Genomic DNA, 19,648 nt, shown 5'->3' on the forward strand with positions numbered 1-19,648 from the left:
TACTTTTTTGTTTAATAAAAAATAAAAAATATTAAACAAAAATAAAATAGTACTAGCTTTGCCTTTTTATTAACTAGGAGAGAAGGTAATTCTGTTTTAATATCCTTTCAAAACCTATATATTTGTTTTCCAATTTTTATTAAAAATGACTAAACTCCGTAAATTATCTATTGTTTTATTAGGCGTTGTCCTTATTCTGGTTTGCTCTCTGTTGCTTTATGGTTTTTACCTGAAACCAAAATACGAGGGCGAAGTGGCTTTGAAAAATATTCAAAATGAGACTACCGTTTATTTTGATGAGTTTGGGGTTCCTCATATTTATTCCAATAGTTCAAAAGATGCTATGACTGCTTTGGGTTATGTGCATGCACAAGACCGTCTTTGGCAAATGGAATTAATGCGACGCATTGCACCCGGCCGTTTATCTGAGATTTTTGGTTCAGTGGCACTCAAGAACGATCTGTTTTTTGCAGGTTTGGGCATCGAAGAAGCTTCTGTAAAAGCGATAGCTGATTTAGATACAAATAGTGCCAGTTACCAACTTGCGCAAGCCTATCTTGATGGAGTCAATCAGTATCTTGACGAAGGTATTACGCCAGTTGAATTTAGTTTGCTGGGTATCAAAAAACAAAAATTTACCATGAAGGATGTGTACAATATATTTGGGTACATGTCTTTTAGTTTCGCAATGGCGCAAAAATCAGATCCTTTGATGACTGATATTCGTGATAATTTAGGTGCTGCTTATTTGAAAGATTTTGGTTTAGACGGTGCTTTTAATACCACCAAAATTCGAAATGCCAAAGATAGGCCACAAGAATATGCCGCTATTTCAAAAGCGGTTGCGCAACTGTTAGAGCGCTCTCCTGTTGCTCCTTTTATCGGAAGTAATAGTTGGGTTATTGGTCCCAAAAAAACAAAAAATGGGAAGGTGATTTTTGCAAATGATCCGCATATTGGATTTTCGCAACCAGGAACGTGGTACGAAGCGCATTTGGTAACGCCTGAATTTGAGCTTTATGGTTCGTATTTAGCAGGAACTCCTTATCCTTTGCTGGGTCACAACAGAGAATACGCATACGGTTTAACTATGTTTGAAAATGATGATGTGGATTTGTACGAAGAAAAAAATCATCCCACTGATGCTAATTCTTATGCAACACCTGCAGGCTACCGCAAATATGATGTTAGAAAGAAGACGATTCTAGTAAAAGACTCTACATCGGTTACTTTAAATGTGAAAATTTCAAGACACGGCCCAGTGATAAATGACCTAATTGAAGGTCTTCCGTCAAAAAATCCTATCGCAATGTCGTGGATCTATACGCAACAACCCATTCAAATTTTAGATGCTGTGTATCTTTTGTCGCATGCAAAAAATAAAGCCGATTTTCAAAAAGGAGTTTCCTTAATTGCGGCACCAGGCTTAAATGTTATGTATGGCGATGCCAAAGGTAATGTGGCGTGGTGGGCTACCGGAAAATTGTACAAGCACCAAGCCGGAGTGAATCCTAATTTTATTTTAGATGGAGCTAGTGGTAAAAATGATATTGCTAGTTATCTTGATTTTTCTAAAAATCCGTCTGCTGTAAATCCAAGATGGAACTACGTTTATTCTGCCAATAACCAACCGGAGGCGGTAGATGGTTTTAACTATCCGGGTTATTATTTGCCCGAAGATAGAGCCAAGCGAATCACACAACTACTAGATCCAAAATCTGATTGGGACAAGGCAAGTGTAGGAAGCATGATTTTTGACAATACATCAGCGACTGCTTCAAGCTTGGTTAAAAATTTACTACCCATTTTAGAAAATGAAAAAGCAACAACTATTCAAAAAGAAGCGCTTTCAATTTTAAAAACTTGGAAAGGATCGCACAACCTAAACGATGTGGCGCCTACCATTTACAACAAGTTTTTGTTTTGCTATTTGAAAAACACTTTCGAGGATGAATTAGGTACTGATAGATTCAAATCTTTTTTAGGTACCCATATCATGAGGCAAGTAGTGGCTAGACAATTGGCAACCGAAAATTCCATTTGGTGGGACAATAGCGCTACAAAAAATAAAAAAGAATCGCGAAAGGATATTTTGAGCTTATCTTTTGCGCAAGCGATAGCTGCTTTAGAGATACAGTTTGGCTCTGATATCAAGACTTGGACTTGGAACAAAGTGCATACGGTAGAGCATCAACATCCGCTAGGGAAGGTGGCTGCTTTACGCAATATTTTCAACGTAGGTCCATTTGAAGTTTCGGGTTCTAATGAAGTAATCAACAACTTGTTTTTTGATTACACTGCCGATGGAAACTATCTCGTAAAAGGAGGTCCTTCTACGCGTAGGATTATTGATTTTTCGGATATCGAAAATAGTTGGAGCGTATTACCAACCGGACAATCAGGAAATGTGCTGAGTAGTCATTACAGCGATCAAGCTGAATTGTACAACACCGGCAAATTCAGAAGAATGATCCTTAACAAAGAGGAAATTGTTCGTACTTCTTCAAAATTAGTGTTTAAAGTCAGTAAATAATTGCTTTTTTAGAAAGGCTCACGTTTTTAATCAGTAATTTTGCTTAACTTTTGATTTAAAAATACAATGCAAACTCCTCAAAAAATTGCGGTAGTAGGTTCAGGTCTCGTAGGAACGCTCTTGGCGATATACTTAAAAAAATTAGGTCATACGGTGCACGTCTACGATAGAAGTCCTGATATTCGAAATATTCAGTTTTCGGGACGCTCCATTAATTTGGTAATGTCTGATCGAGGATGGAAAACATTGAGTGATATTGGTCTCGATGACGAAATTAGAGCTATTGGTATTCCGGTTGATAAACGTGGAATTCACATGCAGGATGGTAGCTACATTACACAAAATTACGGCAAAGAAGGTGAAGCTATTTTTTCACTTTCAAGGGGGATTCTCAATTGTAAAATGATTGATTTGGCTGAAAAGGAGGGTGTAGAGTTCTTTTTCAATCAAAAAATTTGGGATGTAACACTAACCGATGCAACACTTCATGTTGGTGAAACTGAACGTGGCGAGTGGACAGAAATAAAATTTGACAAAGTTTTTGGCGCTGATGGCGCATTTTCAAGGATTCGTCATCGCATGCAACGACAGTCTATGTTTGATTACTCGCAAGAGTTCATGAAAATTGGCTACAAAGAATTGCATATTCCTGCCAACCCAGATGGTTCCCATAAAATCGACAAAAATTCACTTCACATATGGCCTAGAGGCAATTTTATGTTGATGGGCTTGTCAAATCTTGACGGTAGTTTTACTTGTACTTTATTTATGCCTTTTGAGGGCGAAAATTCATTTGAACAACTCAAAGATGAGGCGCATTTAGTAGCGTTTTTTGCGAAGTATTTTCCAGATACCAAAGAAGTGATTCCAGATTTAGTGGTTGATTTTTTCAAAAACCCTACTAGCTATTTGGTGAAAATGAAGTGCTATCCTTGGACATTTGAAGACAAGTTAGCTCTTATTGGTGATGCAGCTCACGCTATAGTTCCGTTTTATGGTCAAGGGATGAATGCTGGTTTTGAAGATATTACAGTTTTAAATGAATTAATTCAGGAGCATGGCGATGATTGGAGCCGCATTTTTTCGGAATACCAGAAATCAAGAAAGCCAAATGCTGATGCGATCGCCGAACTAGCCGAGCGCAATTTTATAGAAATGAGTGCCAAGACAGCTGATGAAAACTTTCTACTTCAAAAGAAAATAGAAAAATGGTTCTCAGATAAACATCCTGATAAATGGATGCCATTGTACAGCAGAGTTACCTTTAGTTTGCAACCGTATGCCGAAGCCTTGGCAGTAGGAGATTACCAAAATGAAATTATGCAAGAAGTGTTGAAAATGGATAATATCCAAGAAATCTGGAACTCAGATTTAGTCGAACAGAAAATTATAGCTTTACTCCAATAAAAAAAACGGACTCCAATTTGGAGTCCGTTTTTATTTTTTTACCGCTGGTTTTAGTAAAACCCGTAAAGTACTGTCGTTGTTGAAATAGCTAAACATCCAATTGACAAATATAGAAAGCTTGTTTTTTACGCTCAAAATAAGCATTAAGTGAATAAACATCCAAGTTAACCATGCCAATCGGCCTTGAAAACTAAATTTAGGCAAGTCAACAACTGCTTTTCGTTTACCAATTGTTGCCATACTTCCTTTATCATGATATTCATAATCGATTAAAGTACGTCCTTTCAATAAATTTTTAAAATTATTTGCCAGGATTTTAGCTTGTTCAATAGCTACACTAGCCACTTGAGGATGGCCTTTTGGATATTTCGGAGTTTCCATGTACGCAACATCTCCCAATGCATAAATATTGTTTAGACCGATAATATTGCTTTTTCGGTTCACAACATAACGGTTTCCTCGCGTTATCGTATTTTCTGGTATTCCATTCAAAGTGTTCCCTATGATTCCTGCTGCCCAAATCACATTTTTTGACGGAATAATGGCGCCACTTTGTAGCTGAACATTGGTACCGTCATATTGGCTCACAATAGTATCAGTTTTTACAATTACTCCTAATTGCTCTAAGTATATGCGTGACATCTTTTGCGAGTCGGGACTCATTGGTCCTAAAATGGCCGGCGACCCTTCGAGTAAATAAATAGTCAGTTTAGAGAAGTCTTTATCTGGATAATCCTTGGGCAAAATGTTTTTTTTCATTTCCGCCAAAGCACCCGCAAGTTCCACACCCGTTGGTCCACCGCCCACTACAACAAAATTGAGTAAAGCAGGCAAGTCATCAGCTGAAGCAATTAAAGTATCTTCAAAAGTTTGCAAAATTTGATTACGAAGCTGAATTGCCTCAGGCACCGATTTCATAGGGAAAGCAAATTTCTCTATTGATGGGTTGCCAAAATAGTTGGTAGTACATCCAAAAGCAATCACTAAATGATCGTACTCAAATGCTCCAACACTAGTTTGTACAATTTGTTGCTCTGTTTCAACTTTTTGAACCTCACCAATTCGTATTCTCACATTTTTAGAGTGTTGAAAAACTTTTCTTAACGGAAAAGAAATACTGGCAGGCTCTAATCTTGCCGTTGCCACTTGGTACATTAATGGCTGAAATTGATGGTAATTATTCCTATCAATGAGCAGGACATCGTAATCCGTGTTTTCTAAATCCTGTGCCAAACGTAAACCTGCAAATCCGGCACCTATAATGATGATTCTTTTTTTAGTAGTCATAGTTGTTGTTCTTGTCGACCCCAAGTTACGAATTTAAAAAGTGTTACTCTTCTCTATTAACATTTTCTATAGAGAAGGCAGGTGTACAAATGGCAATGTATTCGCACGGAGCATCAAAAGGATTTGAATACTGCACTCGCGTATTGCGCTCAATTTTTATGGATTGTCCTGCTTCTAAAACAATGGTTTCGTCATCAATAATAAATTGTTTTTTACCACTTATAATATAGGTGTACTCATCAAATTCAGGAGTTTGAAACGGTTCGCTCCACCCGGGCGGTGCTACCATGTGCGCTATTGATATTTCTTTGTTTTGTGTGGTTGCTAAACCATGATGCTCTTCAATTAATTTTCCATCAGTAGTTGGCACAATAAAAGGGGTAGATTGGATAAAATATTTTTTCATTTTTAATTATGGTCGATTATTATTTCTTGAAAACTTTACTTAAAACTCCAAATACACCTCGAATGAAAGTGGCACTTGTAATAACTTTGAGAACTGATTTACCAACAACTTCGGCGGGACTTGGTCCTTGTTTTTCTGTTTTTACGGTTTCTTCGGTTTCTGAAGTTGTGTTTTCAGAAGCTTCTTTTGTTGCAGCCTCAATTTTTTGATTCAGAATTTCATAAGCGCTTTCACGGTCAATTAATTCACTATATTTTTTAACGAGCTTTGATTTTTGATTGATCTCCTGAATTTCCGTTTCGGTTAAAATATCCATTCTGCTCATTGGAGCCCGCATCATTGTAGCCACAAGTGGAGTAGGGATTCCTTTTTCATTCAATGCGGTAACAAGCGCCTCTCCAATTCCTAAGCTAGTCAAAATTTCGTCTGTTTGATAAAATTCTGATGTAGGGTAGTTGTCTGCGGTTTGTTTGATGGCTTTTCTGTCATTTGCTGTAAAGGCTCTCAAAGCATGCTGAATCTTTAAACCTAGTTGGGCGAGTACTCCACTTGGAATATCCATTGGGTTTTGCGTGATGAAATAAATACCAATACCCTTCGAACGAATTAATTTTACGATTGTCTCAATTTGTTCGAGCAAAACTTTACTAGCTTCGCTAAATATTAAATGGGCTTCATCAATAAAAATGACCAATTCCGGTTGGTCAGCATCACCTTTTTCAGGCATCTGCTGGTAAATTTCAGCAAGCATACTTAGCATGAAGGTCGAAAACAGCTTTGGTTTATCCTGAATGTCTGTTAATCGTAGGATATTGACATAGCCTTTTCCTTCCTCATTGATACGCATCAAATCGTTGATATCAAATGATAATTCGCCAAAAAACAAATCAGCACCTTGTTGTTCGAGTTCAATTATTTTTCTCAAAATAGTTCCGGTAGTCGAGGTAGAAATTTTTCCGTACAATTCCTCAATTTCTTCTTTACCTTCCTCAGTAATGTAATTGATTACCTTTTTAATGTCTTTTAGATCAAGCAATGGCATAGCATTATCGTCACAGTATTTAAAAATAACAGATACTACTCCAGCCTGAGTATCATTTAAGTTTAGAATTCTAGAAAATAATACAGGTCCAAACTCTGATATGGTAGCACGCAATCGAACGCCACTTTGCTCCGATAAGGTTAATAGTTCAACAGGGAAACTTGCGGCATTATACGGGATATTGATTTTGGAGTGACGTTCCTGGATAAAGTCTTTAACTTCCCCCTCTTTTGCAATTCCGCTAAAGTCTCCTTTTATATCCATCATCAACACTGGAACACCTGCTTGCGAGAGTTGCTCTGATAGCACTTGTATTGTTTTTGTTTTACCGGTTCCCGTTGCTCCTGCAATGAGGCCATGTCTATTCAGTGTTTTGAGCGGAACAGAAACAAAGGTATCAGGAACAGGAACACCGTTCAAAATCCCTCCACCCAAGGTGATGCTTCCGCCTTTATGACTGTAACCGGATGTAATTTGTGTCTTAAAATCTAATGTTGTACTCATAGTTAGGCTTTGTTTTTATGCTTTTGCAAGGTATTGCATTTTTATAATATTACCAATTGTCGCTTTTTCTGCAGTGTTACTGCTTAATTGTTGCTAAATCGATGAGTTTGTAGTTTTCTTCTTAATTGCTTTCTTATTGATAAATTACAATAAATAATCATAAAAAAATGATATTATTATATCTAAAATATCTTTATGCTTAATGATATTGATGAAAATGAGGTCATTAATCAATTAATTGTGTTTTTGAAATAAATTTAATGACAATTAAATAAAAAAAAGTTTTTTTATTTGAACTAAAAATATAAATTTGCCTAACTACAAGTTTAATATAACTAAGATAATTTATTTAAAACTATTAAAATTAAAAAAAAAATGGCAAACGTTAAAAAAGAAAAAGCGGCAAACGGAGGAGGAATGATCTCAGGAATCATTATTGTAGCATGTATTTTTGTTGGATGGTTGATTTGGAATTTCATAATGGGTAATGGTGCTAATTTCGAAGGTGGAGTTAATACAGGTCACCCACTACCAGGTAATATGTTAGCAATGGTTTACAAAGGAGGTCCTATTGTACCAGTATTGTTAGGATTATTGTTAATGGTAGTTGTATTCTCATTTGAGCGTTTTGCTGTAATTTCAAAAGCAGCTGGAACAGGAAATTTAGATACTTTCATGATCAACTTGCAAAAAGATATCAAATCTGGAAACATCGAAGGTGCTATTGCAGCTTGTGACAAACAAAAAGGTTCTGTTGCTAACCCAATCAAATCTGCTTTGTTGAAATACCAAGAAGTAAAAAGAGAAGGTTTAGATAGTGAAGCTGCTGCTGAAACTATTCACAAAGAAATCGAAGAGGTTACTTCATTAGAAATGCCAATGTTAGAGAAACACATGACTGTACTTTCTACAATGGTATCTTTAGGAACTCTTGCAGGATTGTTGGGAACTGTAACTGGTATGATTAAAGCATTTAGTGCGTTATCTGCAGCAGGTACTCCTGATCAAGCAGCTCTTGCAAATGGTATCTCTGAGGCCTTGATAAACACTGCAACAGGTATCTCTACTTCAGCATTAGCGATTATTGCTTACAACTTCTTTACATCTAAAATTGATACTTTGACTTACTCTATTGATGAGGCTGGTAATACAATTGTAAATACTTACAGACACTTCAGAAGTGCTCAAAAATAATTAATAATGTATTTTGCAGGAAGGTAACCCTGTAATGGTTACCTTTTTGTAAAAATTAAAATATATATTGATGGCTATAAAAATGAAGAAAAAAGCAGGGTCTACGGACATGACTGCAATGTGTGATGTAGCTTTTCTTTTGTTGTCTTTCTTCGTAATGACAGCAACTGCAAAAATACCTGAAGCATTGCCAGTTGATACTCCTGCGTCGACAGTTCAGTCTAAGTTGCCAGAAGATAATTTAGCTACTATTACAATTGGAAAAGGAAAAGTTTTCTATGATTTAAAAGGTAGAGAAGTTAGAAAAAAAGCACTTGAATTAATGGGTGAAAAGTACGGTGTACAGTTTACAGAAACTGAATCTGAAACTTTTGCTTTGATGGAGGGAATTGGTGTTCCAATTACTAGCCTAAAACAATTGATTGCGATGAAGACTGCTGACAGAAACAAACCGGGCGTTCAGCCAGGTGTGCCTAAAGATTCTTTAGATAATCAATTGAAAGATTGGATTTACACTTCACGTCAAGCAAATATTGACGTAAATGATAAGGAATTGCAAGTCGCAATCAAAGGTGACTCAAAAGAAGAGTATCCAGCAATTAAAAAGGTGATGGATATATTACAAGAGCAAAAAATCAATAGCTTTAATTTGGTTACTGGTTTAAGAGCAACTACAAAATAATTTTAAAAATACACTAAAATGGCTGAATTAAATACCGGCGACGGTGGTGGCAAAAAAGGTGGTAAAGTAAGAAGTAAAAAGTCTAACTCAAAAGTAGATTTAACCGCTATGGTGGATCTTGCTTTTTTGTTGATTACTTTCTTCATGCTTACAACTACCTTATCTAAACCTCAATCTATGCCTTTGGGTTTGCCAGATAAAAATGATGATCCTACTAAAAAAGATTTAAAAGTTGATGAAAATCGTACTTTAACTGTTTTGTTAGGAGATAATGATAAGATGGTATATTACATGGGTTTGCTTGCAACTCCAATTGCAGGTCCTAAAGATATAGCTTACGGTAAAGATGGTATTCGTGCTGAACTATTAAAAAGAAAATCTTCTGTAGTTGAATATACAGGCAATAAAGACAAAGGTTTAATCGTTATTATTAAACCTGGTAAAAAGTCAAATTACCGTAATCTTGTAGATATCCTTGATGAGATGGCTATCGTTGGTGTACCAACAAATGCAATCGTTAACGATTTTACACCAGAAGAATTAAAATTGATAGGAGAGAAGTAAGCGACTTACTTTTTTATAACCAAAAAATCAAGAAAGATGAAATTAGATATATTCACAAACCAATGGCTTGACATTGTATTCGAAGGTCGAAATAAAGCGTATGGCGCTTACGAGCTTAGAAAGTCAAATAACAAGACAACAACGAAGGCTATGATCTTTGGTGCGATTGTGTTTGCTGTTGCAATTAGTATGCCTTTAATATTAGGCTTACTTCCTGATTCTTCTGAAGATGATGCTGCTTTAGATACTAAAATTGTTAGTATTAAGTTGCCTCCTAAAAAAGAAGAAATTAAGAAAAATATTCCACCACCACCACCGCCACCACCAAAAGTGGATCAAGTGAAATTCGTGAAACCTGTTGTTGCAAAAGCGGAAGAGGTAACTGAAGAACCACCTAAGATGGTAGAGTTGAAGGATAAAAAGTTAGGTGCTGAAACTATTAAAGGCGATCCGGATGCAGTTTTAACTGTAGAACCAGTTGGTACAGGGACTGCTGCAGTAGTTGAAGAAGCGCCTGATAATACAATTTACAATACGGCAGGTATCGAGGTAAAACCAGATTTTCCTGGTGGAATCAATAAGTTTTACAAATTTATTGGTGATAACTATACAACTCCTGAAGATGCTCCAAGTGGTAAAGTGTATGTTACTTTCGTAGTTGAGAAAGATGGATCTTTAACGGATGTTAAAGTAGCTAGAGACGTAGGTTATGGTACTGGTAAAGAAGCTATTCGAGTTTTGAAAAAATCTCCAAAATGGTCTCCTGGTATTCAAAATGGTAAACCAGTTCGTGTTCTTTATTCTATTCCAATTGTGATTCAAGCACAAGAATAATGTGGAATAACATATATAATAATATTAAGAAGAAATCGCTTAGAGAGCGATTTCTTCTTGTTTTAGGAATTTTGTTTTTGGTATTGTATGTCGTTTTAGGTAGTTTTATAATATTCATGAAGAACTTTCCGCTAGACATGCCGCCGATCGCAAGAGTTGCCTTTGGTGCGATTTTAATCGCTTATGCTTCTTTCCGATTCTTCAGGATTATTAATGATAACAATACTTAAGAGATGAAAAATTTTGTTAAAATATGTGCTGTTCTTTGTGTTTCTTTGTTTTTAGTGCTATTTTCATGCAATCAAAACAAGAGTGCTGATTCGCCTGAAACAATTTTGAAAGGTCAAGCAACAGTGTTTGTTGATGAAACTATTACACCAATTGTTGAAGATCAGGTTGCTGTTTTTGAAAGTGAATACCAAGCTAAGATTAAACTACAATCACAGTCAGAAGCAGAAACTGTTGTTTCTTTAGTAAACGCAAAGGGCGGTATTGCAATTTTAGCAAGAGATTTAACAGCCGATGAACTTAAAATTTTTAAGCAAAGAAAAATTAGTCCTAAGGTTACTCCTTTCGCTACTGATGCTATTGCTTTTGTGGTGAATAGAAATAGTAAAGATACACTAGTTGCTTTGCAAGATGTAATATCTTTTATGAAAGGTCAAAAGGTTCCTGGTATTAAAGGTTTGGTTTTTGACAATCTTAATTCTAGTACTTTGCGGTATTTGCTAGAGTTGGCGGGGTTGAAAGATATTCCACAAAAAGGAATTTTTTCTTTTAAAACTAATGATGAAGTAATTAAACACGTTTCTGATAATGACGGTTTAATAGGAGTGGTAGGTGTTAATTGGTTGTCACAGCCTAAACCTGCTATGAAACAGTTTATTGATAATTTAGTTACCTTACGTGTTAAAGGTCTTAAGGGGAATGGTTATTATTTGCCTTCGCAAAATGATATAGCCGAAAAGAAATATCCTTTGGCACGCGATTTGTATATAATCAATTGTCAGGGATACTCTGGTTTAGGAATGGGCTTTGCTTCATTTGTCGGGGGAGATATTGGACAGCGAATTGTATTAAAATCGGGATTGTTACCTATTAGGATTCCTACTAGAAAGTTTACAATCACAAATAATCAAAATGATGATAAATAAATTAACTACTATTAAAATGAATAAATTAACAACATTCAGCGTTGCCTTTTTAGCTACAGCTTTATCGGCACAAGCTCAGGATTTAGCGCAAGCCAAAAAAGCTATAGATGCAGAGCAATACGAAAGTGCGAAGTCTATTTTAAAATCGATCATAAAAGCGAAGCCGTCAAATGGTAATGCTTATTTCACATTAGGTAATATCTATTTAACACAAAGCATTCAAGATTCAGCTAAGATATGTTTTGATAAAGGTCTTGCGGCATCTGAAGACGGTAGGTTAAATAATATCGGTTTAGGTCAGATGGATTTAGACAAAAAGGATATTGCTGCTGCTCAAGCAAAATTTGCCTTGGCTTTAAAAGACATGAAGAAAAAGGATGTTCAGGAATTTGTATATGTTGCAAGAGCGTATATGAATGCTGAGAAACCAGATTATAAAGCAGCCATTGCAACCTTGACAAATCCTGCTATCAAAAACAATCAAGATGCTCAATTGCAATTAGCTTTGGGTGATGCGTATTATGGAGATGGTAAACAAAACGAGGCTTATGTTGCATATAGAAATGCTTTTCAATTAGATAGTTCTTTATTGAAAGCCAAAATGCAATTAGGAGTATTGTTGAAAGGTGCTAAGTCTTATGACGAAGCTTTAAAAGCGTACAATGAAGTAATTGCTATTAATCCAAGTTATGGTCCTGTGTACAGAGAGCTAGCCGAAACGTATTACAAAATTGCGCGTAACAAACCTTCAACCGCTGCTGCAAATTATAAGATTGCTCTAGAGAATTATGATAAATACATGTCATTTACAGATTATTCTATTCAGTCTAGAATGCGTCGTGCTGACTTTTTGATTTTGATCGAAGATTATGCTGCATTAGAAGTTGAGGCAAATAAAATGATTGAGTTGGATAAAGTAAATCCAAGAATTTACCGTTACTTAGGTTATGCTGCCTACAAAAATGGTAATACTGATGTTGCAATTAAATCATTGGAGACTTTTATCAATACCCCTGGTAACAAAGTAATCACTTTAGATTATTTGAACTTAGGTTTAAGTAGAATACAAAAGGGAACTTCTGCTGATGGTGCTTCTATTGATAATGCTGCATTTACAGCTGGAGTTGCAGATATTAAAAAGGCGATTGAAATGGAGCCCTTAATCGTGCAATCTTTAAGTGAGGTTGGACGAAAGTTCTTTACTCAAAAGCTATACAGTGAAGCTGCAGCTATTTTTGAATTTGGTGCAAACACTAAAGAGTCAACTAGCTACCTTGATGATAATGTTTATTTTGGATTATCTCACTACTATGCAAACGCTAATAAATTAAAAGATGGTAAAGTAGATAAAGAAGGTATGGCTAAAGCTGATGCTGCTTTTGAGAGAATTCTTGTTGCAAGTCCAACTTACAACGAAGCTTACCTTTACAGAGCGCGCGCTAACAGATTGTTAGAAAAAGACGACGTTATGGTGCAAAACTATCAAGAGTATGTTTCAAAAATTTCTGCATTAGGTGAAGCAGAAGTTGCTAAGCCTGCCGTAAAAGCTAAGTTTATTGAAGCTTACAACAATATGGCAGCAAGTTTTGCTAATTCTGATAAAGCAAAAGCTATAGAGTTTTTCAACAAAACTTTAGCATTAGATCCTGCAAACAATTATGCTGCAGAATCAATCAAGATTTTAAAATAGTTAAATCTTTTTTAATAAAAAAACCGGTGACTTTTAGTTACCGGTTTATTTATTTTTTACAAATAGCACGATCATAGGATATCAAATCTTTTGTTCTTTCCATTATTGTGTTTGTGGTGTTTCCTTGTGTTTATACAATCATCTACTTTCAAAAAGTGTATCTTTGCACTTTAATTTACAATAATGTTATCAAAAGAAATTCAGTTAGAGGTTAATAAAGGTGCTATGCTTCCGTTGATGGAGGAGTTTTATACCATTCAAGGTGAAGGTTATCATACTGGTACTGCTGCATACTTTATCCGTATAGGTGGCTGTGACGTGGGATGCCACTGGTGTGATGTGAAAGAGAGTTGGAATGCCGAATTGCATCCGCCAACAACTGTTGATACCATTGTGCATAATGCAAGTCAATTTTCCGAAACTGTCGTGGTTACTGGCGGTGAACCTTTAATGTGGGATATGGAGCTGTTAACTACTAAGTTAAAAAGCAACAACCGTAAAGTACATATCGAGACCTCAGGGGCTTATCCGTTATCTGGTCAATGGGATTGGATTTGTCTTTCGCCAAAAAAAAACAAATTACCTACAACAACCGTTTACGATAGTGCTCACGAGTTGAAGGTAATTATTCATAATAAACATGACTTTATTTTTGCTGAAGAGCAAGCAGAACTTGTTAATGATAATGCTATTTTGTTCTTGCAACCGGAGTGGAGTAAAAAAGAAGAGATGACACCACTAATAGTTGACTATGTAATGAATAATCCTAAATGGCGCGTTTCGTTGCAAACTCACAAATATTTGAATATCCCTTAAAGACAAAACCTCGACATTAATGATGATCGAGGTTTTTTTTTAATTTGCATTCGTATTATTGTTTTACAATGATAATCGTGCGAGGTAATCATAATGATCTCCCTCTTTAATTAGTTCGCATTGCAAACCTACATCTTGTGCTGCATTTTGCAGGGTGTTGTAATCAAGATATAGCCACGCAAAATCTTCTTCTTTTTCTTTTTTATATGTGATGCTAAACTTAAGTTCTCCGTAATAGCCATCAGAAGGAATCCATTTTCCACCATCTTCATCGTTGTCGAACATGTAAATCAGGTCTGATGAATCAATTAATATTTGGCCTTTTGGCGAAAGTAAAAATTTGAGTTGTTGTAGATACTTTGGAGTCTCTGCCAAGGTTCCAAATATTCCGGTACCATTCATCAAGAGTAAAATGGTGTCATATTGATTTTCGTCTGAGTTAGTGTGTAGAATATTTTGGACCGCTGCGTTTTTTACGCCACGTAATAAACATGTTTTAACCGCATTTGCAGAAATGTCAATTGCTTGAACATTTAGTTTTTTTTCGTTTTGTAAATACAAGCTATGACTTCCTGCTCCACATCCTACATCCAAAACCTTACCTGTTGTCATTTGTAAGGCAACTTGTTCTAGTAATGGCATTTCCTGAAAAGAACGAAACAAATAAGCAACCGACATTTCATCTTCTTCTGATATTGTGGTCTCGGTAAGTATATTTTCCGGTGCATTGCTAGTTTGGTAATCGAGCATTGCTTTTCCAAAAAGATCTTTCATATAAATTGGTGTACGTTGTAATCGTTATTACTCTAGAAGTTGTTTACTTTTGTAATTCAAACTTTAAAAAGGACACTTGAAACAGATTTTAAATAACCTTCCTAAAGAGGCCAAAGATAAGCATATCGAAAATAAAAAGTATTTTGATAAGCTGAAAAAGAAGACACCTAAGAATCTCGATTACATCATGCAAGATTTGCATGATGCTGAATTCAAAAAAACGGATTGTTTACAATGTGCTAATTGTTGTAAAACAACAGGGCCTTTATTTACTTTGGCTGATATTGAAAGGATTTCAAAACATCTCAAACAAAAACCACAGCAATTTATACAACAATATTTACGTATCGATGAAGATCAAGATTATGTTTTACAATCGGTTCCTTGTACTTTTTTAGATAATGAAAATGCTTGCTTTATTTATGATGTTCGACCAAAAGCATGTAGAGAGTTTCCGCATACTGATCGTAAAAAGTTTCAGCAAATTACAGATCTTACTTTAAGTAATGTTGCAATTTGTCCCGCAGCATTTAATATTGTAGAGGCGATCAAGAAAAAGTTGCCTCTGTAAGTTACTTTTGGTAGTACTTTGTCAGATGATAAAGTTGCTAAAGTATACATTCAATAACCATCGATTAAAAAATAAGATTTTGAATTTAGAATATTTTATTGCCAAAAAGCTAATTAAAGCCAAGGAACAGAAAAGTACTATCTCGTCGCCAATTATTAAAATTGCCGTAGCTGCCATTGCAATTGGAATAATTATGATGATTGTTTCTGTGGCCACAGGCGTTGGGTTACAACAAAAAATCCGAGAAAAAGTTGCGGCTTTCAATGGTCATATTGAAATTACAAATTATGATAGCAATCAGTCTGATGTAACATTGGCTCCAATTTCTAAAAAACAAACCTTTTACCCAAAGTTTTCGTCTGTTCCTGGTGTCAATCATATTCAAGCTGTGGCTAGTAAAGCAGGAATTATTAGAACGGCAACCGCTTTTGAAGGAATAGTTTTTAAAGGAGTAGGCAACGACTACAAGTGGAATAATATTCAGGAATACCTAGTAGAAGGTCGAATTCCTAACACTGCAACCAACTTGAATGAAGAAGTGGTGATTTCGCAGTTCATTGCAAATCGCCTCAGTTTGAAATTGGGAGACAGCTTCAATACCTTTTTCATGAAGGATCAGGGCTACAACTTAAGAAATTTTAAAATTGTAGGTATTTTTAATTCTGGTTTTCAGGAATTTGATTCGTCCTACATTTTAGGTGATATCCGTCACGTGCAGCGAATGAACAAGTGGAGCTCTGACCAAGTCGGTGCTTTTGAAGTTTTTGTTCAGGACTTTACCACCATTCAAACAGTAGGAGTGCAGGTGTATGCCGAAACCGCATCGACATTAGATAGCAAAACGATAATCGAAAAATACAGTTATATCTTCGAATGGCTTCAATTATTCGATATCAACATCATTGTCATATTAATAGTAATGATCCTTGTGGCAACCATCAATATGGTCGTAGCATTGTTGGTGCTTATTCTCGAGCGAACACAAATGATTGGTATTCTCAAAGCATTAGGTGCAAATAATTGGTCAGTTCGAAAAATATTTCTTTATAATGCAGGTCATCTTATCGGTCGAGGTCTTCTTTGGGGTAATAGTATAGCAATTTCGTTGTTGCTGCTGCAGGACCAATTCGGAATTGTAAAGTTAAATCCAGAAAATTACTATGTCAATCAAGCGCCGGTATCAATTAGTATTCCTGCTATTCTATTAATAAATGTTTTAACCGTAGTGGTGTGTTTACTTGTTTTGGTAATTCCTTCGTACATTATTACAAAAATTTCACCGGTCAAAGCTATTCGGTACGATTAATACTTATGGCGTTACGCCATTCTTGCTCTTGCCTTTTGGTTTGGCAAGCGCAAGCAAGTCGTCGGGCTATCCGCTACAAGTCCTCGCCACTCCCTCAAGACGGTCGTTCCTGCGGGCTTTCCGCTGCTATCCCTAACGCGAGCTATTCTTATTAAAGACGAATTTTGCAAGAGCTACCTATTATATAGTAAAGCTTTATTGAAGACTATATATAGTGAGACGAATTATCAAATCACTGCCCAATTCCCTCATCAACCCCTCAAAACCACCCCAACTATCTTACCAACCAAAAAAACTTTATATTTAACCCCTTTGATTTTAAGACAATTAAAAAATAGTTTACAATTAAGTTTAAAAAAGGCTTGTAAAAGCGAATAAAGGTTGTAGTTTTGCACCCGCAATCAGCGCAACGTTCTACTAAAAACCTGAAACAAACGAAGAAACAATTTTTAAAAAAAGATTGCAAAAAGTTTGCCAGAGTTAAAATAGATGTTACCTTTGCACCCCGCAATAGAGCAGAGTTCTTATGACATATTGAGAGAAAAAGGAAAGAAAATCGAGAAAAACATTTTCGAAAAAAACTTTAAATTTTTCTTGCATAGTTAAAAAGAAATTTCTACTTTTGCACCCGCTTTGAGACACACGAAAAGCGCATTAAATAAAGAAGAATACGTTCCTAGACATATTGAATTGACAGCCGTTTTGAAAGAGATTTCAAAACAAAAGAATAAGAGTAATAGAATCGAGAGATTTGAAAAGAACCGATAGAGTTTATCGTCATACAACAGTCCGCCACGGCGGACAAACAATATACGATGAAGAGTTTGATCCTGGCTCAGGATGAACGCTAGCGGCAGGCTTAACACATGCAAGTCGAGGGGTATAGTTCTTCGGAACTAGAGACCGGCGCACGGGTGCGTAACGCGTATGCAATCTACCTTTTACAGGGGAATAGCCCAGAGAAATTTGGATTAATGCCCCATAGTATAGTTTTTTCGCATGAAGAGATTATTAAAGTTCCAACGGTAAAAGATGAGCATGCGTCCCATTAGCTAGATGGTAAGGTAACGGCTTACCATGGCGACGATGGGTAGGGGTCCTGAGAGGGAGATCCCCCACACTGGTACTGAGACACGGACCAGACTCCTACGGGAGGCAGCAGTGAGGAATATTGGTCAATGGACGCAAGTCTGAACCAGCCATGCCGCGTGCAGGATGACGGTCCTATGGATTGTAAACTGCTTTTGTACGAGAAGAAACACTCCGACGTGTCGGAGCTTGACGGTATCGTAAGAATAAGGATCGGCTAACTCCGTGCCAGCAGCCGCGGTAATACGGAGGATCCAAGCGTTATCCGGAATCATTGGGTTTAAAGGGTCCGTAGGCGGTTTAGTAAGTCAGTGGTGAAAGCCCATCGCTCAACGGTGGAACGGCCATTGATACTGCTAAACTTGAATTATTAGGAAGTAACTAGAATATGTAGTGTAGCGGTGAAATGCTTAGAGATTACATGGAATACCAATTGCGAAGGCAGGTTACTACTAATGGATTGACGCTGATGGACGAAAGCGTGGGTAGCGAACAGGATTAGATACCCTGGTAGTCCACGCCGTAAACGATGGATACTAGCTGTTGGGCGCAAGTTCAGTGGCTAAGCGAAAGTGATAAGTATCCCACCTGGGGAGTACGTTCGCAAGAATGAAACTCAAAGGAATTGACGGGGGCCCGCACAAGCGGTGGAGCATGTGGTTTAATTCGATGATACGCGAGGAACCTTACCAAGGCTTAAATGTAGATTGACCGGTTTGGAAACAGACTTTTCGCAAGACAATTTACAAGGTGCTGCATGGTTGTCGTCAGCTCGTGCCGTGAGGTGTCAGGTTAAGTCCTATAACGAGCGCAACCCCTGTTGTTAGTTGCCAGCGAGTCATGTCGGGAACTCTAACAAGACTGCCAGTGCAAACTGTGAGGAAGGTGGGGATGACGTCAAATCATCACGGCCCTTACGCCTTGGGCTACACACGTGCTACAATGGCCGGTACAGAGAGCAGCCACTGGGTGACCAGGAGCGAATCTATAAAACCGGTCACAGTTCGGATCGGAGTCTGCAACTCGACTCCGTGAAGCTGGAATCGCTAGTAATCGGATATCAGCCATGATCCGGTGAATACGTTCCCGGGCCTTGTACACACCGCCCGTCAAGCCATGGAAGCTGGGGGTGCCTGAAGTCGGTGACCGCAAGGAGCTGCCTAGGGTAAAACTGGTAACTAGGGCTAAGTCGTAACAAGGTAGCCGTACCGGAAGGTGCGGCTGGAACACCTCCTTTCTAGAGCCTTAGTGTTAGTAGCAATACACGCTAGGGAAAAAGATAAATGATAGAGGGACTTACTAAATAAAGAAGTTCTATTACTCTTGCTGTTAATTTAAAGAAATTGAAAAGAAGAATGAAGTAAAACAGAGTCTCGTAGCTCAGCTGGTTAGAGTACTACACTGATAATGTAGGGGTCGGCAGTTCGAGTCTGCCCGGGACTACTATTTTAGCCATTCGGAAGGAAATTCTAGAGTTGAGAGGTTATGAATCGACATTCATAATTCATAATTCACAATTCATAAATAGATTGGGGGATTAGCTCAGCTGGCTAGAGCGCCTGCCTTGCACGCAGGAGGTCAACGGTTCGACTCCGTTATTCTCCACAAATTTAGTCGAAAGACTAAAGTCTGAAAGTCAAAAGTATGACTTTATGACCTTAGGCTTTACAACTTTTGACCTAAATAAAGTTCATTGACATATTGAGATAAGAAATAATAAAAAGTAGAAAGCAGTTTTTTCTAATTTATTAGAAAAAGCGAAAAAAAACGGTCGTAATTAATTTTACGATTGGTA

16 protein-coding genes, 2 tRNA genes and 1 rRNA gene are annotated in these 19,648 nt (G+C 36.9%); 15 read left to right on the forward strand and 4 right to left on the reverse strand.

The window, feature by feature from the left end; all coding sequences use genetic code 11:
* Positions 1–145 precede the first annotated feature (145 nt).
* Together ACXX8U_RS01245 and ACXX8U_RS01250 are read left to right on the forward strand one after the other, a co-directional pair.
* Positions 146–2,533 carry a penicillin acylase family protein gene (locus ACXX8U_RS01245; RefSeq protein ID WP_458564268.1) on the forward strand — a complete coding sequence of 796 codons (2,388 nt, stop codon included), beginning with the start codon at positions 146–148 and terminating at the stop codon, positions 2,531–2,533.
* Between the two features lie 66 nt (positions 2,534–2,599).
* Positions 2,600–3,940, forward strand: a complete 1,341-nt coding sequence (locus tag ACXX8U_RS01250; protein WP_458564269.1) for an FAD-dependent oxidoreductase — start codon at positions 2,600–2,602, stop codon at positions 3,938–3,940.
* Positions 3,941–3,970: 30 nt separating this feature from the next.
* Here ACXX8U_RS01250 and ACXX8U_RS01255 read toward each other — a convergent pair whose 3' ends face one another.
* The 3 genes from ACXX8U_RS01255 to ACXX8U_RS01265 are packed head-to-tail and all read right to left on the reverse strand — an operon-like array spanning position 3,971 to position 7,179.
* Positions 3,971–5,227: an NAD(P)/FAD-dependent oxidoreductase gene (locus tag ACXX8U_RS01255; protein ID WP_458564270.1), complete on the reverse strand. Its 1,257-nt coding sequence runs from the start codon at positions 5,225–5,227 to the stop codon at positions 3,971–3,973.
* Between the two features lie 43 nt (positions 5,228–5,270).
* A complete protein-coding gene (locus ACXX8U_RS01260; protein WP_458564271.1) occupies positions 5,271–5,633 on the reverse strand; it encodes a cupin domain-containing protein in 363 nt (120 codons plus the stop codon).
* 19 nt (positions 5,634–5,652) lie between these two features.
* Positions 5,653–7,179, reverse strand: coding sequence for a helicase HerA-like domain-containing protein (locus ACXX8U_RS01265; protein WP_458564272.1), 1,527 nt, complete (start codon positions 7,177–7,179; stop codon positions 5,653–5,655).
* Positions 7,180–7,554: 375 nt separating this feature from the next.
* Here ACXX8U_RS01265 and ACXX8U_RS01270 point away from each other — a divergent pair, with 375 nt between their 5' ends.
* From ACXX8U_RS01270 to ACXX8U_RS01305, 8 genes are all read left to right on the forward strand, one after another.
* The gene (locus tag ACXX8U_RS01270; RefSeq protein ID WP_166136215.1) at positions 7,555–8,373 is read left to right on the forward strand and encodes a MotA/TolQ/ExbB proton channel family protein; all 819 of its coding nucleotides are present in this window, start codon (positions 7,555–7,557) and stop codon (positions 8,371–8,373) included.
* A 70-nt stretch (positions 8,374–8,443) separates the two neighbouring features.
* Entirely contained in the window at positions 8,444–9,055 is a 612-nt protein-coding gene (locus tag ACXX8U_RS01275) for an ExbD/TolR family protein (protein ID WP_370637609.1), read from the forward strand.
* An 18-nt stretch (positions 9,056–9,073) separates the two neighbouring features.
* On the forward strand, positions 9,074–9,619 hold the full coding sequence (locus ACXX8U_RS01280; RefSeq protein WP_458564273.1) for an ExbD/TolR family protein: 546 nt from the start codon (positions 9,074–9,076) through the stop codon (positions 9,617–9,619).
* A 36-nt stretch (positions 9,620–9,655) separates the two neighbouring features.
* A complete protein-coding gene (locus ACXX8U_RS01285; protein WP_458564274.1) occupies positions 9,656–10,453 on the forward strand; it encodes an energy transducer TonB in 798 nt (265 codons plus the stop codon).
* Entirely contained in the window at positions 10,453–10,683 is a 231-nt protein-coding gene (locus ACXX8U_RS01290) for a hypothetical protein (RefSeq protein ID WP_458564275.1), read from the forward strand. The genes ACXX8U_RS01285 and ACXX8U_RS01290 overlap by 1 nt, the downstream gene beginning before the upstream one ends.
* A gap of 3 nt (positions 10,684–10,686) precedes the next feature.
* Positions 10,687–11,607 (forward strand): PstS family phosphate ABC transporter substrate-binding protein, encoded by a 921-nt coding sequence (locus tag ACXX8U_RS01295; protein ID WP_458564276.1) that lies wholly within the window; start codon positions 10,687–10,689, stop codon positions 11,605–11,607.
* 16 nt (positions 11,608–11,623) lie between these two features.
* A complete protein-coding gene (locus tag ACXX8U_RS01300; RefSeq protein WP_458564277.1) occupies positions 11,624–13,297 on the forward strand; it encodes a tetratricopeptide repeat protein in 1,674 nt (557 codons plus the stop codon).
* Positions 13,298–13,480: 183 nt separating this feature from the next.
* Complete coding sequence (locus tag ACXX8U_RS01305; protein ID WP_458564278.1) at positions 13,481–14,113, forward strand: 7-carboxy-7-deazaguanine synthase QueE; 633 nt, start codon at positions 13,481–13,483, stop codon at positions 14,111–14,113.
* A gap of 63 nt (positions 14,114–14,176) precedes the next feature.
* On the opposite strand, the gene ACXX8U_RS01310 is transcribed toward ACXX8U_RS01305, so the two are convergent.
* Positions 14,177–14,887 (reverse strand): class I SAM-dependent methyltransferase, encoded by a 711-nt coding sequence (locus ACXX8U_RS01310; RefSeq protein WP_458564279.1) that lies wholly within the window; start codon positions 14,885–14,887, stop codon positions 14,177–14,179.
* Between the two features lie 76 nt (positions 14,888–14,963).
* Between ACXX8U_RS01310 and ACXX8U_RS01315 the strand changes: the two genes are divergently transcribed.
* The 5 genes from ACXX8U_RS01315 (at position 14,964) to ACXX8U_RS01335 (ending at position 19,458) form a co-directional block, all read left to right on the forward strand.
* Positions 14,964–15,458 carry a YkgJ family cysteine cluster protein gene (locus tag ACXX8U_RS01315; RefSeq protein WP_458564280.1) on the forward strand — a complete coding sequence of 165 codons (495 nt, stop codon included), beginning with the start codon at positions 14,964–14,966 and terminating at the stop codon, positions 15,456–15,458.
* Between the two features lie 79 nt (positions 15,459–15,537).
* Positions 15,538–16,764 (forward strand): ABC transporter permease, encoded by a 1,227-nt coding sequence (locus tag ACXX8U_RS01320; protein ID WP_458564281.1) that lies wholly within the window; start codon positions 15,538–15,540, stop codon positions 16,762–16,764.
* Positions 16,765–17,576: 812 nt separating this feature from the next.
* Positions 17,577–19,090: ribosomal RNA gene (locus tag ACXX8U_RS01325) — 16S ribosomal RNA — on the forward strand.
* Positions 19,091–19,222: 132 nt separating this feature from the next.
* Positions 19,223–19,296 (forward strand) — tRNA-Ile (locus ACXX8U_RS01330).
* Between the two features lie 88 nt (positions 19,297–19,384).
* Positions 19,385–19,458 (forward strand) — tRNA-Ala (locus tag ACXX8U_RS01335).
* Positions 19,459–19,648 lie beyond the last annotated feature (190 nt).

The sequence above is a fragment of the Flavobacterium sp. GNP001 genome (assembly GCF_054343775.1).

Bases quoted from the DNA above. Each gene is read 5' to 3' on its own strand.
- ACXX8U_RS01255 (WP_458564270.1), bottom strand. From the start codon at position 5,227: ATGACTACTAAAAAAAGAATCATCATTATAGGTGCCGGATTTGCAGGT.
- ACXX8U_RS01260 (WP_458564271.1), bottom strand. From the start codon at position 5,633: ATGAAAAAATATTTTATCCAATCTACCCCTTTTATTGTGCCAACTACT.
- ACXX8U_RS01300 (WP_458564277.1), top strand. From the start codon at position 11,624: ATGAATAAATTAACAACATTCAGCGTTGCCTTTTTAGCTACAGCTTTA.
- ACXX8U_RS01250 (WP_458564269.1), top strand. From the start codon at position 2,600: ATGCAAACTCCTCAAAAAATTGCGGTAGTAGGTTCAGGTCTCGTAGGA.
- ACXX8U_RS01305 (WP_458564278.1), top strand. From the start codon at position 13,481: ATGTTATCAAAAGAAATTCAGTTAGAGGTTAATAAAGGTGCTATGCTT.
- ACXX8U_RS01295 (WP_458564276.1), top strand. From the start codon at position 10,687: ATGAAAAATTTTGTTAAAATATGTGCTGTTCTTTGTGTTTCTTTGTTT.
- ACXX8U_RS01245 (WP_458564268.1), top strand. From the start codon at position 146: ATGACTAAACTCCGTAAATTATCTATTGTTTTATTAGGCGTTGTCCTT.
- ACXX8U_RS01290 (WP_458564275.1), top strand. From the start codon at position 10,453: ATGTGGAATAACATATATAATAATATTAAGAAGAAATCGCTTAGAGAG.
- ACXX8U_RS01310 (WP_458564279.1), bottom strand. From the start codon at position 14,887: ATGAAAGATCTTTTTGGAAAAGCAATGCTCGATTACCAAACTAGCAAT.
- ACXX8U_RS01275 (WP_370637609.1), top strand. From the start codon at position 8,444: ATGGCTATAAAAATGAAGAAAAAAGCAGGGTCTACGGACATGACTGCA.
- ACXX8U_RS01265 (WP_458564272.1), bottom strand. From the start codon at position 7,179: ATGAGTACAACATTAGATTTTAAGACACAAATTACATCCGGTTACAGT.
- ACXX8U_RS01285 (WP_458564274.1), top strand. From the start codon at position 9,656: ATGAAATTAGATATATTCACAAACCAATGGCTTGACATTGTATTCGAA.
- ACXX8U_RS01270 (WP_166136215.1), top strand. From the start codon at position 7,555: ATGGCAAACGTTAAAAAAGAAAAAGCGGCAAACGGAGGAGGAATGATC.
- ACXX8U_RS01280 (WP_458564273.1), top strand. From the start codon at position 9,074: ATGGCTGAATTAAATACCGGCGACGGTGGTGGCAAAAAAGGTGGTAAA.